At 63.7% G+C, this 19,287-nt stretch carries 17 protein-coding genes; 9 read left to right on the forward strand and 8 right to left on the reverse strand.

Features of this window, described 5'->3' with window-relative positions:
• The first annotated feature begins 34 nt into the window (after positions 1-34).
• Both NKL06_RS13545 and NKL06_RS13550 read left to right on the forward strand, forming a co-directional pair.
• Positions 35-919 carry a phosphotransferase family protein gene (locus NKL06_RS13545; RefSeq protein ID WP_023692637.1) on the forward strand — a complete coding sequence of 295 codons (885 nt, stop codon included), beginning with the start codon at positions 35-37 and terminating at the stop codon, positions 917-919.
• Complete coding sequence (locus NKL06_RS13550; RefSeq protein WP_023692638.1) at positions 916-3,369, forward strand: GcvT family protein; 2,454 nt, start codon at positions 916-918, stop codon at positions 3,367-3,369. The genes NKL06_RS13545 and NKL06_RS13550 overlap by 4 nt, the downstream gene beginning before the upstream one ends.
• Positions 3,370-3,381: 12 nt before the next feature.
• Here NKL06_RS13550 and NKL06_RS13555 read toward each other — a convergent pair whose 3' ends face one another.
• Positions 3,382-4,014, reverse strand: coding sequence for a class I SAM-dependent DNA methyltransferase (locus tag NKL06_RS13555; protein ID WP_023692639.1), 633 nt, complete (start codon positions 4,012-4,014; stop codon positions 3,382-3,384).
• A 106-nt stretch (positions 4,015-4,120) separates the two neighbouring features.
• On the opposite strand from NKL06_RS13555, the gene NKL06_RS13560 reads away from it, so the two are divergent.
• Positions 4,121-5,023 carry a phosphotransferase family protein gene (locus NKL06_RS13560; RefSeq protein WP_023692640.1) on the forward strand — a complete coding sequence of 301 codons (903 nt, stop codon included), beginning with the start codon at positions 4,121-4,123 and terminating at the stop codon, positions 5,021-5,023.
• Between the two features lies 1 nt (position 5,024).
• Here NKL06_RS13560 and NKL06_RS13565 read toward each other — a convergent pair whose 3' ends face one another.
• Together NKL06_RS13565 and NKL06_RS13570 are read right to left on the reverse strand one after the other, a co-directional pair.
• A complete protein-coding gene (locus NKL06_RS13565) occupies positions 5,025-5,948 on the reverse strand; it encodes a DMT family transporter (RefSeq protein WP_023692641.1) in 924 nt (307 codons plus the stop codon).
• Positions 5,949-6,020: 72 nt separating this feature from the next.
• Entirely contained in the window at positions 6,021-7,301 is a 1,281-nt protein-coding gene (locus tag NKL06_RS13570) for an amidohydrolase family protein (RefSeq protein ID WP_023692642.1), read from the reverse strand.
• A gap of 175 nt (positions 7,302-7,476) precedes the next feature.
• On the opposite strand from NKL06_RS13570, the gene NKL06_RS13575 reads away from it, so the two are divergent.
• Positions 7,477-9,234 (forward strand): ABC transporter ATP-binding protein, encoded by a 1,758-nt coding sequence (locus tag NKL06_RS13575; RefSeq protein WP_023685110.1) that lies wholly within the window; start codon positions 7,477-7,479, stop codon positions 9,232-9,234.
• Between the two features lie 66 nt (positions 9,235-9,300).
• On the opposite strand, the gene ilvD is transcribed toward NKL06_RS13575, so the two are convergent.
• On the reverse strand, positions 9,301-11,145 hold the full coding sequence (ilvD, locus tag NKL06_RS13580; RefSeq protein ID WP_023692643.1) for a dihydroxy-acid dehydratase: 1,845 nt from the start codon (positions 11,143-11,145) through the stop codon (positions 9,301-9,303).
• A gap of 270 nt (positions 11,146-11,415) precedes the next feature.
• Between ilvD and NKL06_RS13585 the strand changes: the two genes are divergently transcribed.
• The gene (locus NKL06_RS13585; protein ID WP_023672886.1) at positions 11,416-11,886 is read left to right on the forward strand and encodes a VOC family protein; all 471 of its coding nucleotides are present in this window, start codon (positions 11,416-11,418) and stop codon (positions 11,884-11,886) included.
• Positions 11,887-12,064: 178 nt separating this feature from the next.
• On the opposite strand, the gene NKL06_RS13590 is transcribed toward NKL06_RS13585, so the two are convergent.
• On the reverse strand, positions 12,065-13,657 hold the full coding sequence (locus NKL06_RS13590) for a peptide chain release factor 3 (protein ID WP_023692644.1): 1,593 nt from the start codon (positions 13,655-13,657) through the stop codon (positions 12,065-12,067).
• Positions 13,658-13,795: 138 nt separating this feature from the next.
• On the opposite strand from NKL06_RS13590, the gene NKL06_RS13595 reads away from it, so the two are divergent.
• Positions 13,796-14,869, forward strand: a complete 1,074-nt coding sequence (locus NKL06_RS13595) for an NAD(P)/FAD-dependent oxidoreductase (protein WP_023692645.1) — start codon at positions 13,796-13,798, stop codon at positions 14,867-14,869.
• Here NKL06_RS13595 and NKL06_RS13600 read toward each other — a convergent pair.
• The 3 genes from NKL06_RS13600 to NKL06_RS13610 form a co-directional block, all read right to left on the reverse strand.
• Entirely contained in the window at positions 14,863-16,236 is a 1,374-nt protein-coding gene (locus NKL06_RS13600) for an amidase (RefSeq protein WP_023692646.1), read from the reverse strand. The two genes, NKL06_RS13595 and NKL06_RS13600, sit on opposite strands and share 7 nt — an antisense overlap.
• 155 nt (positions 16,237-16,391) lie before the next feature.
• Positions 16,392-17,186, reverse strand: a complete 795-nt coding sequence (locus NKL06_RS13605) for a class II glutamine amidotransferase (protein WP_023692647.1) — start codon at positions 17,184-17,186, stop codon at positions 16,392-16,394.
• A gap of 15 nt (positions 17,187-17,201) precedes the next feature.
• Complete coding sequence (locus tag NKL06_RS13610) at positions 17,202-17,456, reverse strand: DUF6356 family protein (protein ID WP_031198207.1); 255 nt, start codon at positions 17,454-17,456, stop codon at positions 17,202-17,204.
• 114 nt (positions 17,457-17,570) lie between these two features.
• Between NKL06_RS13610 and NKL06_RS13615 the strand changes: the two genes are divergently transcribed.
• From NKL06_RS13615 to NKL06_RS13625, 3 genes are all read left to right on the forward strand, one after another.
• The gene (locus tag NKL06_RS13615; RefSeq protein ID WP_023690042.1) at positions 17,571-18,041 is read left to right on the forward strand and encodes an Lrp/AsnC family transcriptional regulator; all 471 of its coding nucleotides are present in this window, start codon (positions 17,571-17,573) and stop codon (positions 18,039-18,041) included.
• 85 nt (positions 18,042-18,126) lie between these two features.
• Positions 18,127-18,612, forward strand: a complete 486-nt coding sequence (gene dut, locus NKL06_RS13620) for a dUTP diphosphatase (RefSeq protein WP_023690041.1) — start codon at positions 18,127-18,129, stop codon at positions 18,610-18,612.
• Positions 18,613-19,272: an HAD family hydrolase gene (locus NKL06_RS13625; RefSeq protein ID WP_023685119.1), complete on the forward strand. Its 660-nt coding sequence runs from the start codon at positions 18,613-18,615 to the stop codon at positions 19,270-19,272.
• Positions 19,273-19,287: the final 15 nt, after the last annotated feature.

The following is a 19,287-nucleotide window of genomic DNA, read 5'->3' on the forward strand; positions in this document are numbered from 1 at the left end:
CTATCGAAGCTCCGCAAAAGTCAGGGATGGCCCCGTGACTGCTGAAGACCGCATCCGGGCCTTGCCTTGCTGGAATGGCAGCATCGACATTGCGCCGCTGCCGGGCGGCCTCAGCAACGCCAACTATCTGGTCAAGGACGCGGCCGGGCGGCATGTCGTGCGCTTCGGCCAGGACTATCCATTTCACCACGTCTTTCGCGACCGCGAGGTGATGACGGCCCGCGCGGCGCACGCCGCAGGCTTCGCGCCGGCGGTCCACCATTCCGAACCCGGCATCATGGTCACGGAATTCCTCGGCGCGAAGACCTATGTCGCCGAGGACGTGCGCGCCAATATCGGCCGCGTCGCAGCGCTTATGCGCGGGTTCCATCGCGAGATGCCCAATCACATCTCCGGCGCCGGCTTCATGTTCTGGGTCTTCCATGTCATCCGCGACTATGCGCGAACGCTGAGCGAAGGCGGCAGCCGCAAGCGCGACGAGCTGCCCAGGCTGCTGGCTCTGGCCGACGAGTTGGAGCGGGCGCAGAAGCTGCTGCCGATCGTATTTGGCCACAACGATCTTCTGCCGGCAAATATCCTCGACGATGGCGACAGGTTGTGGCTCATCGATTTCGAATATGCCGGTTTCAACACGGCGATGTTCGATCTTGCCGGCGTTGCCTCCAACGCCGAGATGAGCGACGCGGAGTCCTTCACTTTCCTCACGGCGTATTTCATGCGCGAGCCGGATGAGGCGATCCGCCGCTCGCACGCCGCCATGCAATGCGCCTCGCTGCTGCGCGAGGCGATGTGGAGCATGGTTTCCGAACTTTACCTCGACGCGCCCGGCATCGACTACGTCGCCTACACCGCAGAGAACCTGACGCGGCTTGACGCGGCGCTGGACAATTACCGCACGAAGTACGGGACCCAGTCATGACATTGCCCACACATGCCGGCATCGTCGTCATCGGCGGCGGCATTATCGGCTGTTCGACGGCCTATCACCTGGCGCGCGACCACAAGGCCGATGTCGTGCTGCTGGAACAGGGCAAGCTGACCTCGGGCTCGACCTGGCATGCGGCCGGGCTGGTCGGCCAGTTGCGCTCGTCGGCCTCGATCACCCGCGTGCTCAAATATTCGGTCGAGCTCTACAAGGGACTGGAGACTGAGACCGGGCTCGCTACCGGCTGGAAGATGACCGGGTGCCTCAGGCTTGCGACCAATGCCGACCGCTGGACCGAATATAAACGGCTGGCGACGACGGCCAGGAGCTTCGGCATGGACATGCAGTTGCTGTCGCCGGGGGAGGTCAAAAAGATGTGGCCGCTGCTGGAGACCAGCGACCTGGTCGGCGCCTCCTGGCTGCCGACCGATGGGCAGGCCAGCCCCTCCGACATCACGCAGTCGCTGGCCAAGGGCGCGCGCATGCATGGCGCGAAGCTGTTCGAGGATGTCCGCGTCACCGGATTTGACATGATGGACGGGCACATCACCGCGGTGAAGACCAACAAGGGCGACATTGCTTGCGACAAGGTGGTGAACTGTGCCGGGCAATGGGCGCGCCAGGTCGGCGCGATGGCCGGCATTTCCGTACCGCTGCAACCCGTCAAGCACCAGTACATCATCACCGAGAAGGTCGACGGGCTGGCGACCGACGCGCCGACAATCCGCGATCCCGACCGCCGTACCTATTTCAAGGAAGAGGTCGGCGGGCTGGTGATGGGCGGCTATGAGCCGAACCCGCAGGCCTGGGCGACCGGCCTGCCCGGCGGCGATGTCCCCGATGACTGGGAGTTCCGCCTGTTCGACGACGACTACGATCATTTCGAACAGCATATGAGCCAGGCGATCGCGCGCGTGCCGGCGCTGGAGACGGTCGGCGTCAAGCAGATGATCAACGGGCCGGAGAGTTTTACGCCGGACGGCAATTTCATCCTCGGTGTCGCGCCCGAATGCGCCAACATGTTCGTCGGCGCCGGCTTCAACGCCTTCGGCATCGCTTCCGGCGGCGGCGCCGGCTGGGTACTGGCGCAATGGGTTGTCGATGGTGAAGCGCCGCTCGACCTTTGGGTGGTCGACATCAGGCGCTTTTCCAATTTGCACCGCGACCGGCAATGGGTCAGCGATCGCACGCTGGAAGCCTATGGCAAGCATTACACGATCGGCTTTCCGCATGAGGAGTACGTCTCGGGCCGGCCGCGCATCGTCTCGCCGCTCTACGAGCGGCTGAAAGCGCACCGCGCGGTGTTCGGCTCCAAGCTCGGCTGGGAACGGCCGAACTGGTTCGCGCCGCAGGGCGCCACATCCGAAGACATTTATTCCATGGGCCGGCAGAACTGGTTTGGCCCGGTCGGCGAGGAGCACCGGCATGTGCGCGAGAAAGTCGGCATCTTCGACCAGTCCTCCTTCGCCAAATACGAAATGACGGGTTCGGATGCGGCTAAGGCGCTGGACTGGATCTGCGCCAACGATGTCGCCAAGCCGGTGGGACGGCTGACCTACACGCAGCTTCTCAACACGCGCGGCGGCATCGAGGCCGATTTGACGGTGGCCAGGCTCGCCGAAGACAAATTCTACATCGTGACCGGCACCGGCTTCCGCACGCATGATCTCTCCTGGATCGGCGACCATGTCGGCAAGGGCCTCGACGTGACGTTGAAAGATGTCACCGAGGATTTCGGCACGCTGTCGCTGATGGGGCCGCGCGCCCGCGATGTGCTTTCGGCCGTCACCGACGCGGATGTCTCGAATGTCGCCTTCCCGTTCGGCCATGTCAGCGAGATCGCCATTGCCGGTCATACGGTTCGGGCGCTGCGCGTCACCTATGTCGGCGAGCTCGGCTGGGAATTGCATGTGCCAATCGCCGCCACCGGCGAAATCTTCGACGCATTGATGGCCGCCGGCAAGCCGCTCGGCATCCGGCCGATCGGCTACCGAGCGCTGGAATCACTTCGGCTGGAGAAGGGCTATCGCGCCTGGGGCTCCGACATCACACCCAACGACACGCCGCTGGAGGCCGGCCTCGGCTGGGCGGTGAAGCTGAGAAAGAACACGGATTTCGTCGGCCGGCGGGCGCTCGAAAAGATCAGCGGCGCCGACCTGAAGAAACGCTTTGCCGGCTTCACGGTCGACGATCCCGATATCGTGCTGGTCGGGCGCGAGACGATTTTGCGCAATGGCGAACCGGTCGGCTATCTCACCAGCGGCGGTTATGGCTACACGCTGGCTAAGAACATCGGCTATGGCTATGTCCGCAACGCCGATGGCGTCAGCGACGATTTTCTCAGCTCAGGGGACTATGAGCTGGTGGTCGCGATGGAACGGACGCCGGCCAACATTCATCTCGAACCGATGTACGATTCTTCGATGAGCAGGATCAAGGCGTAGACGAAACCTGGATTAGCTCACACGGAGTACAAGGCCGCGGCTGGGCACGGTGTCAGCCTCGCCCGGCATCGAAACATAAGGCGCAGTCTCCTCGGCACGAACGACCCTGACCTCAGCCTCGAGCGCAGCGATGCGATCGGCAAAGCCGGCGTTCCACAGCGTGTTCTTGATGGTCAGCACGATGACGCCACCGGGACGGCAGACGCGGATCAGTTCGTCCAGCCCCTCGGCGCCGACATGGCCGGAGGTGAAAACGCCGGCCGAGACGATGCCGGCATAGGCATTGTCGGCAAAGGGCAGTGGCCCGCCGAGCGCCAGGCAATGCAGCGCCGAATAGACGCCCTTTGCCGCCGCTTTAGACAGCATGCCTTGCGAAATATCGAGCGCTTCGACCTGGGGATAGCCGGTGATGGCCAGCCACTCGCCGATCAGCCCGGTGCCGGCGCCGGCGTCGAGAAGCGGTGCGGCGCCGCGCGGCAGATGCCGTGCGAGCAGGGCCAGGCAGATCGTCGGATGGCGGTAGCCGGCGGCCGACATGTCGGCATCGTAGGTTTCCGACCAACTGTCATAGATCGCGGCGACGTCCTCGGGCCGTTGCGCCGCATAGGCGGCGCCAAGCCCGCCATGATCCTTGTTGCCCGCCATGGCTGTTTCTCCGCCAGCTCGCTGCTCACCCTCGATCGGATGATAGCCAAACGGCGAAAACTGTGGAACCGTTGTCGCAAGAAATAACACGCCAGGGGCAACAGCCATGGGGACCGACGAGGCACGCGCAACACTTGCGGCAATTCCGGCATTAGCGGGCTACGACGGACCGCTGGAGCGGCTGGGCGGGATGACCAATCTCGTCTTTCGGGCCGGCGATATCTGCCTGCGTATCCCCGGCAAAGGCACCGAGGAGTATATCAACCGCGCTAATGAGGCGGTGGCGGCGCGTGAGGCGGCCAAAGCGGGCGTCAGTCCCGAGGTGCTGCATGTCGACCCCGCGACAGGCGTGCTGGCGAGCCGCTTCGTTGCCGGCGCCGTGACGATGTCGCCGGAAAAGTTCAAGCTGCGCGCCGGCAGCCCGGCCCGCGCCGGCGAAGCCTTCCGCAGGCTGCACGCGTCCGGTGCGGTGTTTCCGTTCCGCTTCGAGCTGTTTGCGATGATCGACGACTATCTCAAGGTCTTATCGACCAAGGACGTCGCCTTGCCGCCGGGCTACCACGACGTGGTGCGCGAATCCGACACCGTGCGTGCCGCCCTTGCCGCGCATAGACTGCCGCTTGCGGCCTGCCATTGCGATCCGCTGTGCGAGAATTTTCTCGATACGGGCGAGCGGATGTGGATCGTCGACTGGGAATATTCGGGGATGAACGATCCGCTCTGGGACCTCGGCGACCTCTCGGTCGAAGGCCGGTTCCACACCGCGCAAGAGGAAGAGATGATGCGCGCCTATTTCGGCGGCGAGGCGAAACCGGCCGAGCGCGGCCGCGTCGTTATCTACAAGGCGATGTGCGACCTGTTGTGGACGCTGTGGGGGCTGATCCAGCTTGCCAACAACAACCCGGTCGAGGACTTCCGCGCCTATGCCGACGGCCGCTTCGCCCGTTGCAAGGCGCTGATGGAAACGCCTGAGTTTTTACGGCATCTGGCGGCGGTGCGCCAAGGTTAGGTCAATTCACGCCTTTCGGCACGTTCTCCGGCGGCACGACTGTTTCGACCACCTTCTGGCGGTGGAAGATGAACAGGCCGGCGAGCACGACGATGGCCGAGCCGATCAGGATGCGCGGTCCCGGCAGGTCGCCGAAGAAGGCCAGGCCGAAGATCACCGCCCATAGAAGCAGGCTGTAGTGCAGCGGCGCCAGCGTCGAGGCAGGGGCCAGTTTCAGCGCCCTGGTAATCATCAGATGCGCGCTGCAGGAGACGATGCCGAGCAGGAGCATGGCGCCGAAATCGAGTGCCGAGGGCGTCTGCCAGGCGCCTATGGTCATCACGCCGCCGACGAGCAGCGTGCCGATAGTCTGCCAGGTGACCAGCGTTGTGTCGCTGGTGCCGCGCAGGCGGCGGCTGAGGATGATGGCGAAGGCGAAGGCAATGCTGCCGACCAGTGCGAACAGCGAGGACTGCGAGAACGCCGCCGAAGACGGCTTCAAGATGATCAGCACGCCGCAGAAGCCGACCATGATGGCGGCCCAGCGGCGCCAGCCGACCTTTTCGCCGAGCAGGAAATGCGACAGCGCCGCTACATAGATCGGCCCGGCCATGTAGAAGCTCATCACGTCGGCAAGCGGAAGATAGACGACGGCGGCATAGAACAGCGCCGTGTCCGCCGTGGTCGCCAGCACGCGCAGAATCTGGAGGACCGGCCGCTCCATCCGGAACAGTCTGCGGGCGCCCTGGTTGGCGATCATCGGGCCGAGCACGATGAAGGCGCCGATGGATCGGATCAGCACCACCTGGCCGACAGAGAAGCTGGCGACCAGCCATTTGCCCATCGCGTCGTTCAGCGCGAACATGAAGTCGCCGGCCAGCATCAAGAGGATGCCGGCCAGAAGCGCGTTCCTGATAGTGAAGGTGCGGACGAGCGACTGGGCCATGCGGCTCCCTAGCTGCAAGCGGTCGCTTTGACGAGGCAAATCGGTAAGACCAGCGGCGGAAATCGGCTGTTTCTACGCAGTTTTGTGCCGCCGGTTCACCTGTCCGGGACGGCCGGCGATCGACAGCCGTGTCTCCTGTTTCGTGCGCTCGGCCACCACCTTGCCCCTGGCGACGACGCACAGCCGTTCGGCACGCAGCCTCAAGGCCTCGATCGGGTTGCCTGCATCGAGGATGACGAAGCTGGCGCGCTTGCCCACGGCAAGGCCGAGATGATCGAGGCCCATGATGGCGGCGTTGACATTGGTGACCATGTCGAAGCAGCGTGCCATGTCGGCAGGGCTCGACATCTGAGCGACGTGAAGCCCCATGAAGGCGACGTCGAGCATGTCGGCGGTGCCCAGCGAATACCAGGGGTCGAGAACGCAATCCTGGCCCCAACCGACGCGGATGCCGAGCGCCAGCATCTCCTTCACCCGGGTCATTCCGCGGCGTTTGGGAAACGTGTCGTGGCGGCCCTGCAGCATGATGTTGATCAGCGGATTGGGGATCGCCGACACACCGGCCTCGGCAATCAGCGGCAGCAGCTTGGAGACGTAGTAATTGTCCATCGAGTGCATTGAAGTCAGATGCGAGCCGGCTACCTTGCCCTGCAGGCCAAGGCGCTGCGTCTCATAGGCAAGCTGCTCGATGTGGCGCGACAGCGGATCGTCGGTCTCGTCGCAATGCAGGTCGACCATCAGCCCGCGCTTCGCCGCGATTTCGCACAATTCGGTCACCGAGCGCGTGCCGTCGGCCATGGTGCGTTCGAAATGCGGGATGCCGCCGACGATGTCGACGCCCATGTCGAGCGCGCGCAGCGTGTTCTGGCGCGCCGTCGGCGAACGGTAGAAGCCATCCTGCGGGAAAGCGACCAGTTGCAGATCGATATAGGGCGCGACAATCTTCTTGACGTCGAGCAGCGCCTCGACCGCCAGCAGCCGGTCGTCGCAGACATCGACATGGGTACGGATGGCGAGCAGGCCCATCGAGACCGCCCAGTCGCAATAGGCGAGCGCCCGCTCGCGCACCGCGTCATGGGTCAAGAGCGGCTTCAGTTCGCCCCACAGCGAAATGCCTTCCAGCAGCGTGCCCGAAGCGTTGATGCGTGGAATGCCGTAGGACAGCGTGGCGTCCATATGGAAATGCGGATCGACGAAGGGCGGCGAGATCAGATTGCCACGGGCGTCGATCGCCGTGCCGGCGCTGACATGCAGTTCGGACTCGATGGCGACGATCGTCTCGCCGATGATGCCTAGGTCGGCGACGGTGCCGTCGGGCAGCGTTCCGCCGCGCACAACAAGATCGAAATCCATCTGTCGTCATCTCCCTGCAGATCAGTCGCCGCAATCGTGGCGCAAAAGACACCGTGCCGCAGCCGATTGTCTCCGCGACAGCGAAAGGTTCCATCCGGTCACAACTCGCTCTATAAGCCGCCTTTCGCCCCGGTGGCGAATCCGAAATTCGTCAGTCAGGCATGGGATCGGCCATTTGTTTCGCTTCTTCCGTTCGACGGAAAACCAGCGCCTTATCGCAAGGCTTTTGCGGGAATCCTTTCACGCACATAGATTTGGCTACGCTGCGGCCATTCTGTCGATGCTGGTGGTGGCGGCAACGACAGCAGCCAGCGCCTATATGCTGCGCGAAATCACCAATGAATTCGTGGTTTACAAGAGGATTGGGCAGGTCAATCTGATCGCGGCGGCGACCGGAGCGATTTTCATTCTCAAGGGCTTCGCAAACTTCATCCAGGCCTACTTCATGAGCAGGGTCGGCAATGCCATCATCGCCGACCGGCAGCGCAAGATCTATGACAGCATTCTCGCGCAAGGCATCGAATTCTATCATTCGACCTCTTCGTCCGAACTGATTTCGCGCATGACGAACAATGCCCAGGCCGCGCGCAGCGTGCTCGACCAAATCGTCACGTCCTATGTTCGCGATCTGGTGACGCTGGCTGCGCTGGTGGGTGTGATGGTCTGGCAGCAGCCGGCGCTGTCCCTCATCTGTCTGGTGATCGGGCCGATCGCCATTTACGGCGTCAATCGTATCCTGAAGCGCGTCCGAAAAATTGCCTCGCAAGAATTCCGTTCGCTCGGCCAGATCGTGCAGGTGATGCAGGAAACTGCGATCGGCGTGCGCGTCGTCAAATCCTTCGGCCTCGAAGGCGCCATGCGCAAGCGCATGTACAAGGCCGTGTCGGACGTGGAGAGCCGCGCCAACAACATCGCCACGCTGGAGGCCGCCACCAGCCCGGTGATGGAAACGCTTGCGGGGCTGGCCATCGCTGGCGCCGTTTTTGTCAGCGGCTTCCTGGTTCTGGGCGGCGGCGGTCAGATGCCGGGCAACATCATGGCCTTCATCGCGGCGCTGCTGTTGGCCTATGAGCCGGCCAAGCGCCTGGCCCGCGTACGCATCTCGCTTGAAACCGGCATTGTCGGCGTGCGCATGATGTTCCAGCTCGCCGACCGGCCGCTGACGCTGGCCGAAAAGCCGGATGCAAAGCCGCTGCGGGCCGGGCCGGGTGAGATCCATTTCGACAATGTCAGCTTCGCCTACCCCGAAAGCGCGCCGGTGTTCGAGGGACTGGACCTGACGCTTGCCGCCGGCAAGATGACGGCGCTGGTCGGACCCTCGGGCAGCGGCAAGTCGACCATCCTCAACCTGATCATGCGCATGTACGACCCGCAGAGCGGCAGGGTGATGTTCGACGGGCAGGACATTTCTTGTGCCACGCTCACCTCGGTCAGGGAAAAGATCGCCTATGTCAGCCAGGACACGTTCCTGTTTGCCGGCACGATCATGCACAACATCAGGCTCGGGCGCGAGGGCGCCACGGACGAGGAAGTGATGGCCGCCGCAAGGGCCGCCAATGCACATGACTTCATCAGCGCCCAGGCGAAAGGCTACGACACGGATGTCGGCGAGAATGGCGCGCTGCTGTCAGGCGGCCAGCGCCAGCGCATCTCGATCGCACGCGCCATGCTACGCAATGCCGAAATCCTGCTTCTGGACGAGGCGACCAGCGCACTCGACGCCGAATCCGAGGCGCTGTTCCGCGACGCGCTGCAGCAGCTGACGGTCGGGCGCACCACCATCGTCATTGCCCACCGCCTGTCGACCGTGCACCAGGCCGACACGATCGTGGTGCTGGAGGCCGGCAAGGTGGTGGAAAGCGGCGCGCATCGCACGCTGCTCAACCAGGGCGGGCTGTATCAGAAGCTTTACGAATATCAGCTGATGCCGTGAGCTTTACCCTCCCCCTTGTGGGGAGGGTCGCTGCGCAGCAGCGGGGTGGGGGTCGGCGCCGCACCCTCACTCCGGCACGTGCCGCACCGCGCCCTTGTCGGCGCTGGTGGCGAAGGCGGCGTAAGCGCGCAGCGCGGTCGTCACCTTGCGCTTGCGCTTTTCCTCGGGCTTCCAGGCCATGGCGCCCTTCGCCTCCATGGCCGCGCGGCGCGCGTCGAGTTCAGCGTCGCTGACAGCAAGCCGGATCGTGCGGTTGGGGATGTCGATCTCGATCGTATCGCCTTCCTGCACCAGTCCGATCGTGCCGCCTTCCGCTGCTTCGGGCGAGGCATGGCCGATCGACAGGCCTGATGTGCCGCCGGAGAAGCGGCCGTCGGTGACCAGCGCGCAGGCCTTGCCGAGGCCTTTCGACTTTAGATAGCTCGTGGGGTAGAGCATTTCCTGCATGCCGGGACCGCCGCGCGGTCCTTCATAGCGGATGACGACGACATCGCCGGCCTTGATTTCGTTGGACAGGATCGCCTTCACGGAAGCGTCCTGGCTTTCGAACACGCGGGCCGGGCCGGTGAACTTCAGGATCGACTCGTCGACGCCGGCCGTCTTCACGATGCAGCCGTCGAGCGCCAGATTGCCTTTCAGCACGGCAAGGCCGCCGTCTTTCGAGAACGGCGTCTCGGCTGAGCGGATGACGCCCTTCTCGCGGTCGAGGTCGAGCTCGTCCCAGCGGCGGTCCTGGCTGAAGGCGACCTGTGTCGGCACGCCACCCGGAGCGGCGAGAAAGAAGTCGCGGACGCTCTGGCTCGAGGTGCGGGAGATGTCCCAATGGTCGAGCGCTTCGCCGAGGCTCGCCGTATGCACCGTGGGCAGGTTGCGGTTGAGCAGCCCGGCATTGTCGAGCTGGCCGAGGATCGCCATGATGCCGCCGGCGCGGTGGACGTCTTCCATATGCACGTCGGACTTGGCCGGTGCGACCTTGCATAGCACCGGAACCCGCCGTGACAGCCGGTCGATGTCTTCCATGGTGAAGTCGACTTCTCCCTCGTGCGCGGCGGCAAGGATGTGCAGCACGGTATTGGTCGAGCCGCCCATGGCGATGTCGAGCGTCATGGCGTTCTCGAAGGCGCCCTTCGAGGCGATGCTGCGCGGCAGCGCCGACTCATCATCCTGCTCGTAGTAGCGCTGGGCGAGATCGACGATAAGGTGACCCGCCTCGACGAACAGCCGCTTGCGGTCGGCGTGGGTTGCCAGCGTCGAGCCGTTGCCGGGTAGCGACAGGCCGAGCGCCTCGGTCAGGCAATTCATCGAATTGGCGGTGAACATGCCGGAGCACGAGCCGCAGGTCGGGCAGGCCGAGCGTTCGATGACCTTGACGTCCTCGTCGGAGATCTTGTCGTCGGCGGCGGCAACCATGGCGTCGACCAGGTCGAGCGCTTGTGTCTTGCCGGCGAGCACCACCTTGCCGGCTTCCATCGGCCCCCCGGAGACGAAGACGCTTGGGATATTGAGGCGCAAGGAGGCCATCAGCATGCCGGGCGTGATCTTGTCGCAATTGGAGATGCAGACCATGGCATCGGCGCAATGCGCGTTGACCATATATTCGACCGAGTCCGCGATCAGCTCGCGCGACGGCAGCGAATAGAGCATGCCGTCATGGCCCATGGCGATGCCGTCATCGACGGCGATGGTGTTGAATTCCTTGGCGACGCCGCCGGCCTTCTCGATCTCGCGCGCCACCAGCTGGCCAAGGTCTTTCAGATGGACATGACCCGGCACGAACTGGGTGAAGGAATTGACCACCGCGATGATCGGCTTGCCGAAATCCGAATCCTTCATGCCGGTGGCGCGCCACAGGCCGCGGGCGCCGGCCATGTTGCGGCCGTGGGTGGTGGTGCGGGAGCGATAGGCAGGCATGAATTTTCCTTGGCTGGCTGGCTGCGCCCGGTGCGGAGCGTGGCGGCGCGGAACTTGGATCGCAGGGTTTATAGACCGGCAAGTATGGTCTGGCCACTTTTTTGCAATGCGCCAGAGTCTCGCTGAAAATCAGGGTTTCGAAAAAGATTGCCGGCCAGTGTCGGATCGCTAGCCCGGCATCCGTCCTTGGACGACGGCAAGGGAATGGCACCATTTCTATAAGTCAGCAGCTTCACCTGTAACCGCAACCAAACACCCGAGGAGCATGACATGCAAAAGATCACCACCTGCCTGTGGTTCGATGGCCAGGCCGAAGAGGCGATGAATTTCTACGTCTCCATCTTCAAGAATTCGAAGGTGCTGAGCGTGCTGCGTTGGCCCGAAGGCCATGCCGATGCCGGCAAGGCGCTGGTGACCACGTTCGAACTCGACGGCGTGCAGTTCCAGGCACTCAACGGCGGACCGCAATTCAAGTTCAACGAGGCGATGTCACAGTCGATCGACTGCAAGACCCAGGAAGAGGTCGATTATTTCTGGGACAAGCTCATCGAAGGCGGCGGCGAACCGTCGCAATGCAGCTGGCTGAAGGACAAGTTCGGCGTCTCCTGGCAAGTCGTGCCGGAGCAGCTGCCGCGCCTGCTTCTGGATCCGGACCGGGCCAAGGCCGGGCGGGTGATGTCGGCGATGATGCAGATGAGCAAGATCGATATTGCCAAGATCGAGGAAGCTGCGGAGGGGTGAGAAGCGGCCGCGTAGCGGACGAAAAGCCAATTGCTTTGCTTTTCGAGCTTCGAACGCCCTGAGCCATGCGAACGGCCGGCGCGCGTTGGAGCCAATTGACCCTTCAACGTCGGCGCTGCCCCTCATCCGCCCTTCGGGCACCTTCTCCGCGTAAACGGGCAGAAGGAAAAGGGGCGCCTTACGCCGCCTTGTCGCGGACCTGGTAGTCCTTGATGGTAGCGAAGCGGATGGCTTTCCAGCGTTCGGCTTCGTAGTTCAGCGAGAAGGCGTGCTGGGCCAGAAACACCGGATCGTTGTCGAGGTCGCGGGCGATATCGCCGCGATGCGCCTCAATGAAGCGAAGCGTCTCGGCCTTGTCGTCGGCGGAGATCCAGCGGCAGACTGAAAAGCGCGACATCTCGAATTCGACCGGCAGCGTGTATTCGAAGTTCAGCCGTTCCTTCAGCACATCGAGCTGCAGCGCGCCGACGACGCCGACGATGGCCGGCGAGCCGTCTTCCGGCGAAAACAGCTGCACGACGCCTTCCTCGGCCATCTGGTGCAGCGCTTCCTTGAGTTTTTTCGCCTTCATCGCGTCGCCGAGGCGCACACGGCGCAGGATTTCCGGCGCGAAGTTAGGTACGCCGCGGAACAGTATCTCCTCGCCTTCGGTCAGCGTGTCGCCAATGCGCAGCGTGCCGTGGTTGGGGATGCCGACGACATCGCCGGCAAACGCTTCGTCGGCGGTGACGCGGGTGCGGGCAAAGAAGAATTGCGGCGCCGACAGGCTCATCGGCTTGCCGGTGCGCACCAATTTCGCCTTCATGCCGCGCTCGAGCTTGCCCGAACAGACGCGCACGAAGGCGATGCGGTCGCGATGGTTGGGGTCCATATTGGCCTGGATCTTGAACACGAAGGACGTCATCTTCTCCTCCGTCGCCTCGACCTTGCGGGTGTCTGCTTCCTGCGCACGCGGCGGCGGGCCGAAGGCACCGAGCGCCTCGATCAGGTCGCGCACGCCGTAATTGCGCAGCGCCGAGCCGAAATAGACCGGCGTCAGATGGCCCTCACGGAACGCGTCAATATCAAGAGGTCGGCAGGCCTCGCGCGCGAGTTCCAGCTCCTCGATGAAGGCTTCGCGCTCGTTTTCCGGCAGCAGGCCGGCGACGCGGTTGGAGTCGGGGCCGTTGACCGGCGTGCGGTCTTTCTCTGCATCGCCCCTGCGCACAGCGTTGAGCGCCAGGTGGTAGGTGCCGGCAAAAGTCTTGCCGCGGCCGATCGGCCAGGTGATGGGGGCAGTGTCCAGCGCCAGCTTCTGCTCGATCTCGTCCAAAATCTCGAAGGGGTCGCGGCTTTCGCGGTCCATCTTGTTGATGAAGGTGATGATGGGGATATCGCGCAGCCGGCAGACCTCGAACAGCTTCAGCGTGCGCGGCTCGATGCCCTTGGCGGCGTCGATGACCATGACGGCCGAGTCCACCGCCGACAGCGTGCGGTAGGTGTCGTCGGCAAAATCCTCGTGGCCGGGCGTATCGAGCAGGTTGAAGACATTGTCCTCGTATTCGAAGGTCATCACCGAGGTGACGACCGAAATGCCGCGCTCGCGCTCGATCTTCATCCAGTCGGACCGCGTCTGGATGCGGTCCTTCTTGGCCTTGACCTCGCCCGCAAGCTGGATGGCGCCGCCGAACAGCAGCAGCTTTTCGGTGAGCGTCGTCTTGCCGGCGTCTGGGTGGGCGATGATCGCGAAAGTGCGGCGGCGCGATACCGCCTGTTCGATGTCTTCAGCCAATTTCTGGAATCCTGTCTGTGGCGCGGGCTTCTAGCAGCGCATTGCCAGCCTGTCGACAGTTTCGGGCCGGCAGGCCGACCACACTTGAGCTTGAATCGTTACGGTGGCATCAGAGGAGCCCATTCTGAGAGGTCCGGTATGAGCAGCGCTAAAGAAGTCATCGTCATCGGCGCCGGCATTATCGGGGCGTCCATCGCCTGGCACCTGACCAAGGCCGGGGCGCGGGTGACTGTGATTTCCGCTAGTGGTGCCGGCGGCGTCGCCACGCCAAACTCCTTTGCCTGGATCAACGCCAGCTGGGGCAATCCCGAAATCTATTTCCGGCTGCGCATCCGTGCGATGGCCGAATGGAAGCGGCTGGCAAACGAGCTGCCCGGCCTGCCGCTCGCCTGGTGCGGCGGGCTGTGCTGGGATCTGCCGGCCGACAGGCTCGAAGCCTACGCGGCTGAGCACGCTTCCTGGGGTTACGGCATCGAACGCGTCGACGCCGGGCGCGCAGCGCAAATCGAGCCCAATCTCGTCGAGCCGCCGGAATTCGCTGTCTATGTCGCGGAAGAAGGCGTGGCCGAACCGGTCGCAGCGGCCAAGGCGCTGCTGGCCGACGCAGAACGGCAAGGTGCGCGCGTTCTCTCCAGTTCTGTAACCGCACTTGTCCAGACCGATGGCAGGATTGCCGGTGTCGATACATCGCATGGGCTGATGCCAGCCGAAGAGGTGGTGATCGCAGCCGGTGTCGGGGCGCCCGATATTGCCGCTACCGTCGGCATCAAGCTGCCGATCGAGACGCCGCCCGGTCTGATCGTCCACTCGCAGCCCTACAAGAAGCTCCTCAACGGGCTGGTGCATGCCGAAAAGCTGCATATGCGCCAGACGGCGGAGGGCCGCATCATCGCCGGCTCGGATTTCGCGGGGAGCGATCCCGGTGAGAATCGCGACGCCACGGCGCGCGAGCTGTTTGCAGCAATGAAGGCGGCTTTGCGCGGCGCCGACGAACTGGAATTTGATTTCCACACGGTTGGCTACCGGCCGACGCCGATCGACGGCTTTCCGATCATCGGCCGCGCCGAGGGCACGGAAGGTCTCTATGTCGCCGTCATGCATTCCGGCATAACGCTGGCGCCGGCGGTCGGGCTGTTCGCCACGCGCGAAATTCTCGACGGCGAGCGTGATCCGCTGCTGACGCCTTATTGGTTGGGTCGGTTTGCTCAGTAGCCCGGCGGACGCTTGAAGCCGCCGGTCAGCGCTTCGATCGCCTTGGCGATGCCGAGCAGCCGCGATTCCGACCAGCGCTTGCCGACCAGTTGCAGGCCGATAGGCAGGCCGTCGCGGTCTTGCCCGCAGGGCAGCGAGAGTGCCGGATGGCCGGAATAATTGAAGACCGCGCCATAGGCCGGTAGCATCCAATAGCTTTGCTCCTTGCCGTCGACTTCGATCGGCGTGCCGGGCTCACAATGCGCGAAGGCCGTGGTCATGGCGACCGGGCACAGCAAGGCATCGCAGGTTTCGAAGAACCTGTCCCAGGCCAGGATCGAGCGGTCGCGGCGAGCGAGCGCCTCGAACCAATTGGTGATCGGCGTTGGCTGCTCCGGCGGTTCGGGCTGCGCTGCCTCCAGCATCATGCCGATCAGATCGCCGCCCTGCCCCAGATCGTGATGCAGATCGATCTCAGGCAAGTTCGCTTCTTCCACAATCACCCCTGCTGATTGCAACCGCTTGGCCAGGCTTTCGGCGGCGACAGCGATTTCGCCAGCCACCGGAAAGCCGGTGATGGACGGCGCCACGGCGATGCGCAATGTCTTGAGGTCTAGCCTGAGCATGGCCTCTACGGGCACCGGCGCGAGGTCCGTGTCTGCTCCGTCCGGGCCGGCGATGATTTTGTAGATCAGCGCAAGATCCTCCACGCTGCGCGCCAGCGGGCCGAGGCAGGACATCAGCCGCACGCTACGCGCCGCGCCGTTCGGATCGGGGAAGGCGCCGGCCAGCGACACGCGATGCTCGGTCGGTTTCAACCCGTAGACACCGCAAAAAGCCGACGGCAGACGGATCGAATCCTGCATGTCGGTGCCGACATCGAACGGCGTCATCCCGGTCGCCACCGCTGCCGCGGCGCCACCGCTGGACCCGCCTGACGTGCGCGAGCGGTTCCACGGATTGCTGGTGCGACCGAACAGCGGGTTGTCCGCCTGCCAGTCCCCCAGCATCGTCGCGACATTGGTCTTTCCAATCAGGATGCCGCCTGCGGCTTTCAATCGGGCGACGACCGGACTGTCTGCCTTTGCCACATAGTCGGCGAATGGTGCGAAACCAACCGTGGTCTTCATATCAGCGGTTTGGTGCATGTCCTTCAACGTGAAAGGCACGCCATGCAGCGGTCCGAGCCCATCGCCGCGCGCCTGCACCGCGTCGGCCTGTTTCGCGCGCTCGCGGGCGCCTTCCCGCTCGAGATTGACGACCGCGTTGACCGCCTCGTTATGCAGATCAATCTGCGCCAGTTGCGCGTCTAGCGCCTCAACGGCGGAGATTTTTCGCGCCGCAATCGTGGTGGCGAGGTCGACGGTCGAGGAGAAGACTAGGTCCATGGCGAATGCTCCGGCAGTCGGCGCCTTCGCCAAATGGCAGGCGCGGCTTGAAGTGAGTTCAGCATTTCTAGGACAGGGAACGCTTGATCGTAATTGCGCTGACCGGTTCGGTTGAGGGGGGCGCGAAGGAATGCGGCCTACCCTGTTTCCTTCGATCAGCCCACCAGCGCGAGCTTCGCAGTTGCCGGCACGAACGGCCGAATAACCATCCCATCGCCGCTGATCGTGACAAAACTCGCGGGCGGGATGGCCTGCCATTCCCCGCCCTCGCGATCGAAAGGCTCCGACACGATGCAACGGCCGGCATTGCGCACCGACGTGTACAGCGTCGGCGCGTGATCGTCGCTGGCATAGCGCACGGCATACAGCGCCTTTCCATCCGAAAAGGCCGCAGTCAGTTTCAAGGCTGGCTCCAGACCGGCGCGGCGCGATGCCTCGATGACGCGGGCGGTGGCGCGCGATACTGCCCCTTGCGGGTCGCCAGCAAGACCCTCGTCGATCATCAGCAGGAAAAGCAGCTCGGAATCGGTGGTGCCTTCACGCTGGTCGAAGACGGCGTCGCAGAGCGAGTTCTCCAGCGCGCGGCGGATCTTTTCGAAGCCGCCGATCTGGCCATTGTGCATGAAAGACCAGCTGCCGGAGATGAAGGGATGGCAGTTCATGCGGCTGGTGGCGCCGCCGGTCGACGCCCTGACATGGGCGAGGAACAGGCCGGATTTGATCTGCCGGCACAGGCTTTTCAGATTGGGATCCGACCAGGCCGGCAGGATGTCGCGGTAGAGGCCGGGCTCGGGCCGGTCGCCATACCAGGCAAGGCCGAAACCGTCTCCATTGGTCGGCGACTTGGCTTCCTGGGCGCAATGGCTCTGGGCAATCAGCGAGTGGCAAGGCGCGGTGACGACGTCTTCGAGGAAGACCGCTTCACCCAGATAGGCCGCCCATCGGCACATCGCTTCTAACCAATCCTAGACGAGATCCAAGTGAGCCTGGGGCTCCTTGACCGCGTGCGAGCCTCTGTTGTGCGTCCGTTCATAAAGTTCGCGAACGATTCGGCTTGCCACAGTTTCGAAGAGAAACGGCAAGAAAGCGTGAACGAGTGCCGCACCAGCGGCCATCAGGAGGCGCGAGCAGAACCAGGCGGCAAAGGCCATATGGCTGAAATAGGTCTCGCCCACCTTGGCCGGGTGAGAGGTGAACAGCTTCGAAAACAGCGTCGTCATGGTGATCCCTCCTGCCGGGATAAGCCCCGATGTGGGTATCCTGCCACGGGGTAAAGGTTCATCGGTCTCAATTTGTCCTTGTCTAACGCCGTGGTTCGGGACATTCATCCCAACATGGCGCTTGAATTTGATGAAATCGACCGAAGATTGCTGGCCGAGCTGCAACGCGACGGCACACTGTCGGTCGATCAGCTCTCCGAAAAAGTGTCGCTGTCGCGCAACGCCTGCTGGCGCCGGGTCAAGCGGCTGGAAGAGGACGGCGTCATCACCGGGCGGGTGGCGCTGGTCGATGCCGACAAGCTCGGGCTCGGGCTTTCGGTGTTCATCCTGATCCGCACGTCCAATCATGACCCGGACTGGCTGCAGAAGTTTCGGGCGGCGGTGACCGGTTTTCCCGAGATCACCGGAGTCTATCGCATGTCCGGCGATCTCGACTACGTGCTGCGCGCCCGCGTCGCTGACATGAAGGCCTATGACCGGCTCTATCAGCGGCTGATCGCCAAGGTGGCGCTGTCGGACGTTTCGGCCTCCTTCGTCATGGAGGAGATCAAGGAGACGACGGTCGTTCCGGTGGAATTGCGCTAGGTCACACTGACGCCCGAAAGAAAGCCGTTGATAGGCCTGCGGACGAGTTGACCGAATCGCCGTTCGCGCCGATAGGATCGATTTTATGCGCGCAGCCCTCCACAATTCCTCCGTCATCGGTCCAACCGTCGGCTTCGTCAGGTTGCCGCATGGCGATGGACTTCCCCTTCCCGCTTACGAAAGCACCGGCGCCGCCGGCATGGATCTGCGCGCCGCGGTGCCGGAAGACCGGCCGCTGCTGATCCTGCCTGGCAAGCGCGCCTTGGTGCCGACCGGTCTGATCCTGGAAATTCCCGAAGGAATGGAAGGCCAGGTGCGGCCGCGCTCCGGCCTTGCCTTCAAGCATGGGCTGACCGTCCTCAATTCACCAGGCACGGTCGACAGCGACTATCGCGGCGAGGTTAAGGTGCTGCTGGTCAACCTCGGCGACGAGGATTTCGCGGTGACGCGCGGCATGCGCATTGCCCAGATCGTCTTTGCCGCGGTGACGCAGGTGACGGTTGAGGAGCGCTCGCTGGCCGGCGCCACGACGCGCGGCGCGGGCGGGTTCGGATCGACCGGCACCGCCTGAATGAGCATACCGAAACTGGTCATCTTCGACTGCGACGGAATCCTGGTCGACACCGAGAACCTTGCCAACCGGCGGCTTGCCGAGTGGTTTGTTGCCGCCGGTTATCCCACCACATTCGAATATTGCCGCAAATATTTTTCCGGCCGCAGCATGGCTTCGGTGCAGAAGGAAATCGAAGAGACGACCACGGTGCGGCTCGGCGCCGATTTCGTCGATCGCTGGAATGCCGGCCTGCCCGATCTGTTTGCGCATGGCGTCGAGGCGATCCCCTATGTGCGCGACTTCATCGAGGCGGTTCGCGCGGCCGGCATTCCCTATTGCGTCGCCACTTCTGCGCGTATCTCGAAGATGCACATCACGCTCGGCCAGACCGGGCTGCTGCCGCTGTTCGAGCATGCCATGTTCTCTTCGACCATGGTCAGCCGCGGCAAGCCGTTCCCGGACCTGTTCCTGCATGCGGCAAAGACCATGGGTTTTGCGCCGGCCGACTGCATCGTCATCGAGGACAGCGTTGCCGGCACGCAGGCCGGCATTGCCGCCGGCATGCGTGTCTATGCCTATCATGGCGATCCCTATTCCGACCGCGATGGCCTGGCCAGCGCCGGCGGCGTCCTGTTCGACGACATGCGCGAACTTGCCGGGCTGGTGCCGATCCACTGAAGCTGTGTTAGGTTC

This window comes from Mesorhizobium sp. C268A (genome assembly GCF_040324475.1).
Lineage (GTDB): Bacteria > Pseudomonadota > Alphaproteobacteria > Rhizobiales > Rhizobiaceae > Mesorhizobium.

Bases quoted from the DNA above. Each gene is read 5' to 3' on its own strand.
- NKL06_RS13615 (WP_023690042.1), top strand. From the start codon at position 17,571: ATGGCGCTTGAATTTGATGAAATCGACCGAAGATTGCTGGCCGAGCTG.
- NKL06_RS13570 (WP_023692642.1), bottom strand. From the start codon at position 7,301: ATGGATTTCGATCTTGTTGTGCGCGGCGGAACGCTGCCCGACGGCACC.
- NKL06_RS13605 (WP_023692647.1), bottom strand. From the start codon at position 17,186: ATGTGCCGATGGGCGGCCTATCTGGGTGAAGCGGTCTTCCTCGAAGAC.
- NKL06_RS13595 (WP_023692645.1), top strand. From the start codon at position 13,796: ATGAGCAGCGCTAAAGAAGTCATCGTCATCGGCGCCGGCATTATCGGG.
- dut (WP_023690041.1), top strand. From the start codon at position 18,127: ATGCGCGCAGCCCTCCACAATTCCTCCGTCATCGGTCCAACCGTCGGC.
- NKL06_RS13555 (WP_023692639.1), bottom strand. From the start codon at position 4,014: ATGGCGGGCAACAAGGATCATGGCGGGCTTGGCGCCGCCTATGCGGCG.
- NKL06_RS13560 (WP_023692640.1), top strand. From the start codon at position 4,121: ATGGGGACCGACGAGGCACGCGCAACACTTGCGGCAATTCCGGCATTA.
- ilvD (WP_023692643.1), bottom strand. From the start codon at position 11,145: ATGCCTGCCTATCGCTCCCGCACCACCACCCACGGCCGCAACATGGCC.
- NKL06_RS13585 (WP_023672886.1), top strand. From the start codon at position 11,416: ATGCAAAAGATCACCACCTGCCTGTGGTTCGATGGCCAGGCCGAAGAG.
- NKL06_RS13625 (WP_023685119.1), top strand. From the start codon at position 18,613: ATGAGCATACCGAAACTGGTCATCTTCGACTGCGACGGAATCCTGGTC.
- NKL06_RS13565 (WP_023692641.1), bottom strand. From the start codon at position 5,948: ATGGCCCAGTCGCTCGTCCGCACCTTCACTATCAGGAACGCGCTTCTG.
- NKL06_RS13610 (WP_031198207.1), bottom strand. From the start codon at position 17,456: ATGACGACGCTGTTTTCGAAGCTGTTCACCTCTCACCCGGCCAAGGTG.
- NKL06_RS13550 (WP_023692638.1), top strand. From the start codon at position 916: ATGACATTGCCCACACATGCCGGCATCGTCGTCATCGGCGGCGGCATT.
- NKL06_RS13600 (WP_023692646.1), bottom strand. From the start codon at position 16,236: ATGGACCTAGTCTTCTCCTCGACCGTCGACCTCGCCACCACGATTGCG.